A 6887-nucleotide genomic window follows, 5' to 3' on the forward strand; every position below is an offset into this window, starting at 1 on the left:
AAGAATGGATTGGCGAAATACCCGATCCGGGAAAAGCGGCGAAAGCCGCTTTTTTTTGTCTGAACAAATCCGGTCTTTAGCTGTCTCACTAAATAAGCAGTTATAAAGACCATAATATTTATGCCGGATTTTATTCAACCCTGTCATTCCAACATTATTATTAAAACAACAGTGTTAAATGAGCCTGAAACGGCAGATTCCAGAGACAGCAACACCTCTTGCCTTCATGAGTCAGGCTTACCCTTAACCCAACCAACAGCAGCCGGTAACATTGGTGATTCGAACTCAACCAACGTCAGTCACAGGCGCGTTTCGATGAGTACTGACAATAGTTACTCACTGATCACATCAACTGAAGCTCAGGATTTTACCGGGATACCTGAAGGACTCAGCTTTCTTCTGCGCTTTCCGCAAGAGCATCTTTTCCTGCTATTTGCCGATCCGGATGCCATTTTGTCCAGATGCTCACCACAGGAATATGAAGCCAGGGAGCCAGGATGCACTGCTGCCTGGTGCCGCTGCATGGGCCAGATTCTGGAGTGGATTCAGCATGATCCCGGGGATGCGCCGCTGATTTCCCGGCAACGCTATATGCAGATCAATGCCCTGCTGACCAATGGCGTGCAAAAGATGCTGAACAGCCACATCCCCGGGACAATACGCAAAGGCCCTGTTGTCTATTCCAGCAAGGACCATACCCACAAAGGCATTATCCAGGCACTGTTATACAAGCAAAGACTGGAAGAAGAGTACGAGTTTTGCCGTGGCACCCGTAATGCCTCCATTCTGGTCTCCCCGAAAAGCAGCATAATGCCTGATAGCCGGTTTATCTCAAACTATAACAACCTTGAAGGCATCAATATTGTTTTCAGGCCATTAAGGCCTGATGGTTCAGGACCAGAAAAAACGGCAAGTGATGATATTTCTTTCAAATGCCAATTACTGGCCCTTCTTGAGAAAGAAGTAATCACTCCGCTGAATAAACAGCTAAAGGCACTGCAGGACAGGAAAATTACCAAACCCAGACTGCTGGTAAAACTGATCAGAATTATTGCCGGGTACTGGCCCAGGCTTGAGCAAATACATCCACCTGCGGATGGTAGCTGCAGAACAAATTATATGTTGATGCAATATATATTTATGAAATTTGGTTTCCCTCCGCCGGTTTTAAGGGATCCAAACGCCATTGACCTGGTGCACACTTCGCTTTGTAAACGAATCATTGGGATTGGGTTAAAAAATTCACTGGCACTGATGGATAAAATGCAACAGCCATCACCAACAGGTGTGATTATCGAGCAATACACTAAACGATACCTGAAAAAACCGGCTTGTTTTTTCCCTCGCACCCGGGATTACCAAAAATACCTGATGCCAGATGCATTGAATTTTGACGATGGTTACGTAGCCCAAATGAAGCAACTGACCCAGGAGTTTATTGCACAACTGGACTCACTCAGGACCATCACACAAACCGGAACAAGACCACTCAAAACACCTTTGCATGGCCGGAAGAAATCCATAATCAATACACAAAACAACTGATATAATCAATACCATCGTGCAATATTGGATCTATTGATAGCCATGCCAGCCCCTGCTTCTGTGGAAACACAGACATTTTTACAACACCTCTGGCTTGAACGGGGACTCAGCAAAAATACCCGTGAAGCCTACCAGCGAGATCTGCAGCTGTTCTCTGAGTGGTTGCAAGAGTACACGCAAAACACCGGTAATCTATTGCTCACAGCCAGCGAAGCGGATCTTCGTCAGTTTCTGGGCTGGCGCTATGAGCAGGGTTATCACCCAAGATCAACCGCCCGGCAGATCTCCACCCTCAGGGCTTTTTACCGTTACCTGTTGCAATCAGAACAGATCATCAGCGATATTACGGCCAATATTGACATGCCCCGCCAGGGCAAACCATTGCCAAAAACATTGTCAGAAGAGGATGTCGAGTCACTGCTCAACAGCCCGGATACCGATACCGCCATTGGCCTTCGTGACCGTGCCATGCTTGAGATTCTGTATGCCTGTGGCCTGAGAATCTCAGAGCTGGTCAACCTGAATATGGACAATATTAATGTAAGACAGGGTGTGATTCGCATTACCGGCAAAGGCAGAAAAGAGCGGCTGGTACCCATGGGCCAGAATGCCATTGACTGGCTGGAACAATATATCAGACAGGCAAGAGGCGGCCTGTTGAACCAGCATGAAAGCCGGACCCTGTTTCCGGGTCGCCAGGGGCGCCCAATGACCCGGCAGACTTTCTGGCACCGGATCAAGCACTACAATAGGATTGCCGGTATCAATACCGACGTTTCTCCCCATGTCCTCCGGCATGCCTTTGCCACTCACCTTTTGAACCACGGCGCCGATCTGCGGGTTGTCCAGCTGCTGCTTGGCCATAGCGACCTGTCCACCACACAGATATATACCCATATTGCCAACCACAGGCTGTCAGAGCTTCACCGGGAGCATCATCCCAGGGGATAATCTGACCATCCATACCTTTTTTCAGAACTCTTTACCCGGTAACAGTGTCCAAGCGATACAACAGGGAGAAATAAGGCTACAATCCCCCTTTTTTAACCCCCGTTTTTACCCCTGTTTTTAATCCAGCGCTTTTCTCCAATGCTGGAACGGCTTGCCGATAGCCCCTGAGATGTCCTGGCTACCCATTGGTATACTGCCCTGCGAGCAGTCAGGTTCATCCTTTTGGATCAATTAAGGAACCAATATGTCTAAACTCTCTGCCATTCTGTTAACAGCCATGATGACCACAAGCGCTGGCTGGTCTGTGGCTGCCCATGCAGAGTCCCGCGGCAAGGACAGCGCCGCCCCGGGCCCCGAAAACCTGATTGAAAGTCAGCTGAAAAAACTTGATGCCACCATTCCCATTGAGTCGATCACCAAAAGCCCGATGCCCGGCGTCTACAAAGTTATGCTTAAAGGTGGGTTTGTGCTCTACAGCAGCGAAAACGGGCAATATGTTATCAAAGGCGATATGCTGGAAATTCGTGGCAATCAGCTGGTTAACCTGACAGAAGCCATGAAAAGCCAGCAAAACGCCAAACTGCTGGAATCGCTGAAAAAGGAAGACATGGTGATCTTTTCACCGAAAGGTGAAACCAAAGGCGTTGTTTATGCCTTCACGGATGTCGATTGTGGTTACTGCCGCAAACTGCACCGGGAAGTTGACCGGTTAAATGAACTGGGCATCGAACTGCGCTACCTTGCCTTCCCCCGCGGCGGTAAACAATCACCCGTGCATGGCAAGATGACCGAGGCCTGGTGTTCAGTAGACCGTAAACAGGCATTGACCGACCTGAAAACCGGCAATCCCATCGGTGTAGAAATTAGAGGTGATAAGGCAGCGTGCAGCAGTGTCATTGATCATCACCATAAACTGGGTATCCAGATGGGCATTAACGGCACTCCGGCCATGGTGCTGGAAAACGGTCAGGTTATTCCCGGCTATCGCCCTGCTGATGATATTGCCAGAATCATCGAAAGTCAGTCTTGATTGATTATCCAGGAGCCTGCCTGGCGGGTTCCTGGCCTGGATATTTCACCTTAACAAGGTGGGCAAGGATACCATTCCCGGTTGAGCGCATGATTACCGCCGTCGAATCCACTGGTCTTCCCTGATTTGGGACCATTTGGTACAAATTTTTATCAGCATCTGCTTTGCCATCCTCCCCTCCTCAATGAACTTTCATTTTAAAGCCGGTTCTAATTTACTGACAGGCATCAATGTTCATCAATGTTGAATGCTCTTTCTGACAGACGACAAATACTGACTTTTGAGTAACCGGGCATGCCTAGAATAGACAACAATTCCAGCATAGTCGGCTCACTCTCTTCAAAATCTGATCAATCTCAGTCAGAGACAGCAACGGGTGTCAGTGCGGGCAGGATCATCACTGTAGTTGACGGTTCTGTTCCAGCTAACAGTGGACATACTCTCAAATCCCGGAAAAGGCCATCCACTAACGTCTCTGCCTTCGAATCTGCACCCCGTAAAACCCGGAAAATTGCCGGATCCACTATTACTGCAAACAAAGCTTCAAAAAGAACCGTACTTAACAGGGACAAACCTTCATTGCCCAATTTGACCTTCGAAGCACATTCCAGGATTTTCAGCTTTTTGAATGTTCAGGATATTGTCAATCTGGAACGGGTATGTTCCCACTTTCACGAGGCTATCAAGGCGGATGAGGCCCTGCTAAAGGCTTGGTATCAGCAGTTTTCTTCATCACTACAGGCTCAACTGAAGACACTCATCACGACAAAACGGGCCAGTCAACTCCGTGATTGGCTGGGGCAGTTTACCAATGACAAGGTATTAGTCAAATCACTGATAAAACGCCGACGGAGTATTTATTTTCATGCCCTGTTCTTATTCACCATCAGTAAACTGATGCTTCAATGTAAAACATTTCATTTAGCTACCTTAGCCACCATTTCCCATGATGACACCATCAACTCAGCCACCTTCAGCGCCGATGGCTGCCATGTGGTGACCGCCAGTTTCGATAATACAGCAAAAATCTGTAGCCAGAAGGCCAATGGGTCATGGAGTGTAAAAGCCACCATTTCCCATGATGACTTTATCAACTCAGCCACCTTTAGCGCCGATGGTCGCCACCTGGTGACCGCCAGTTGTGATCACACGGCGAAAATATATGGCCGAAAAGCCAATGGATCATGGGTAAAAAAAGCGACCATCTCCCATAATAATCGTGTCAACACAGCTATTTTCAGCCCTGATGGATGCCATGTGGTGACCGCCAGTGAAGATAACACGGTGAAAATCCATGGCCAGAAGGACGATGGATCATGGGAAGCAAAAGCCACCTTTACCCATGATGATGCTGTCAACTCAGCTACCTTCAGCGCCGATGGTCGCCATTTGGTGACCGTCGGTGATGACGAACAGGTGAAAATCTTTGGCCAGAAGGTCGATGGGGCATGGGTACGAATAGCGACCATTCCCGATGATGGCCGGGTCTACTCAGCCAACCTCAGCGCCGATGGCCGTCATTTGCTGACCACCAATAGCAATATGACGGTGAAAATCTATGCCCAAAAAGCCGATGGATCATGGGTAAAAAAAGGCACCATTACCCATAAAAATTTCATCCAATCAGCCACGTTCAGCGCCGATGGTCGCCATGTGGTCACCGCCAGTAATGATAACACCGCGAAAATCTATGGCCGCAAAGCCAATGGATCATGGGTAAAAAAAGCGACCATTTCCCATAATGACTGGGTCAACACAGCTTCTTTCAGTGCCGATGGCCGCCATGTGGTGACCGCCAGTTACGATAACAAGGTGAAAATCTATGGCCTGAAGGCCAATGGGTCATGGGTAAAAAAAGCCACCATTTCCCATGATGACTTTGTCAACTCTGCCAGCTTCAGCACTGATGGCTGCCATGTGGTGACCGCCAGTGACGATCACACGGCAAAAATCTATGGCCGGAAGGCCAATGGATCATGGGTAAAAAAAGCCACTATTTTCCATAATGATTGGGTCAACTCAGCCACCTTCAGTACTGATAGCCGCCGTGTGGTAACCGCCAGCAAGGATAAAACGGTGAAAATCATTGAACTGCGGCGGAGAAATTGATGCTTTGTTGTCACGTTCAATGAGCTTGAACAGGAAATGTCTTTTATTGGGGCATTATTGATAAATCATTTTTTTTGTCATACCACCATCGACCACAATATTGGTGCCGTTGATAAAATCATTCTCTACATGGGTCAGGAACAGGCAAGTATTGACAATATCCCGTGGCTTACCCACTCTCCCCGATGGATGCTGGCGGTGATCCTGCCCAGTCAGCTGATCATAATGTTCCACTTGAATCCAGCCAGGACTGATGGCATTCACGGTAATCGGTGTTTCCGCCAGTGACATGGCCAGCGTATTGGTCAGTGAAACCAGACCGCCTTTAGAGGCACCATAAGCCTCCCAGCCAGGTTCATTCTGGTGCCAGCGGGTAGAGGCAATATTGATAATGCGGCCGTAATGTTTATCTTTATGCTGTCTGATAAACGCCCTTGCACAGTTAAAGCTGCCATTCAGGTTGACATCAATCACCCTGGAGAACTCCGCAGCTGTCAGCTCGACAACCGGTTTATTAAACCGGCTTATGGCACCGTTGTTAATCAGGATATGTGCACTGCCATATTGACGAACAATGCGGTCAAAGGCGGCCTCAATCATTTCCGGTTTTCCCAGGTCAACACCATGGAAATCCATATCAGGAGATACCGGTTCTTCCAGATCGAAGCCAATCACAGTCGCCCCCTGCTCCCGGTAAGCCCTGGCAATGGCATTGCCAATACCGCGACTGGCACCGGTAACAATTACTACTTTGTCTGAATACATACAGAGAGATATCCGTTATAGATAGCTGAAAAGCTGGCATGAAATCATTTTTCGATGATAGCATTGCGCCCCCTTTGATGGCGCATACTTATTTTCCCATGCACACTTCCATTGCTGATCGCTCCGGCGCTGGCGGCAATGGTTCGCGGGGAATAACCGCCATTATCTGGAGTAAAAAGCGTCAGCCCCTGGTCATCAGTATTTATATGACCGGTACTAACGTCAGCGTTGAAGAGAGAAACCAGATAGTGGTAAAAATTGGCAGGGTTATTTTTAATCATTTTGGTGTTTTGTAGCCCTTACCCTGCAGAAAAGTGCTGATACCCTTACAACCGTCATCCCCGCGGAGGTGGAGATCCACTGCTGGCGATGGATTGCAGCCTTCGCGGGAATGACGGCGGTGGTATTGGTACGGATATTAACGCTTTCCTGCACTAGGAGCCTGTCCGAGAATAGACTGCCCTACTGCGGTGGCAGCAAATTGGTC

General features: G+C 48.4%; 6 protein-coding genes. 5 read left to right on the forward strand and 1 reads right to left on the reverse strand.

Translation table 11 applies throughout. From position 1 onward, the window contains the following. The first annotated feature begins 315 nt into the window (after positions 1-315). The 4 genes from KDK13_RS05215 (at position 316) to KDK13_RS05230 (ending at position 5635) form a co-directional block, all read left to right on the forward strand. Entirely contained in the window at positions 316-1545 is a 1230-nt protein-coding gene (locus KDK13_RS05215) for a hypothetical protein (RefSeq protein ID WP_257283887.1), read from the forward strand. Positions 1546-1587: 42 nt separating this feature from the next. Further along, positions 1588-2496: a site-specific tyrosine recombinase XerD gene (gene xerD, locus KDK13_RS05220; protein ID WP_257283888.1), complete on the forward strand. Its 909-nt coding sequence runs from the start codon at positions 1588-1590 to the stop codon at positions 2494-2496. 244 nt (positions 2497-2740) lie between these two features. Next, entirely contained in the window at positions 2741-3526 is a 786-nt protein-coding gene (locus KDK13_RS05225) for a thioredoxin fold domain-containing protein (protein WP_257283889.1), read from the forward strand. A gap of 294 nt (positions 3527-3820) precedes the next feature. Next, positions 3821-5635 carry an F-box/WD40 repeat-containing protein gene (locus KDK13_RS05230; protein WP_373692210.1) on the forward strand — a complete coding sequence of 605 codons (1815 nt, stop codon included), beginning with the start codon at positions 3821-3823 and terminating at the stop codon, positions 5633-5635. Between the two features lie 54 nt (positions 5636-5689). Here KDK13_RS05230 and KDK13_RS05235 read toward each other — a convergent pair whose 3' ends face one another. Continuing rightward, positions 5690-6400, reverse strand: a complete 711-nt coding sequence (locus KDK13_RS05235) for an SDR family NAD(P)-dependent oxidoreductase (RefSeq protein ID WP_257283891.1) — start codon at positions 6398-6400, stop codon at positions 5690-5692. Positions 6401-6438: 38 nt separating this feature from the next. Between KDK13_RS05235 and KDK13_RS05240 the strand changes: the two genes are divergently transcribed. Next, positions 6439-6696, forward strand: a complete 258-nt coding sequence (locus tag KDK13_RS05240; protein ID WP_257283892.1) for a hypothetical protein — start codon at positions 6439-6441, stop codon at positions 6694-6696. The last annotated feature ends 191 nt before the right edge of the window (positions 6697-6887 follow it).

It is taken from the genome of Endozoicomonas sp. SESOKO1 (genome assembly GCF_024606265.1).
GTDB lineage: Bacteria > Pseudomonadota > Gammaproteobacteria > Pseudomonadales > Endozoicomonadaceae > Endozoicomonas.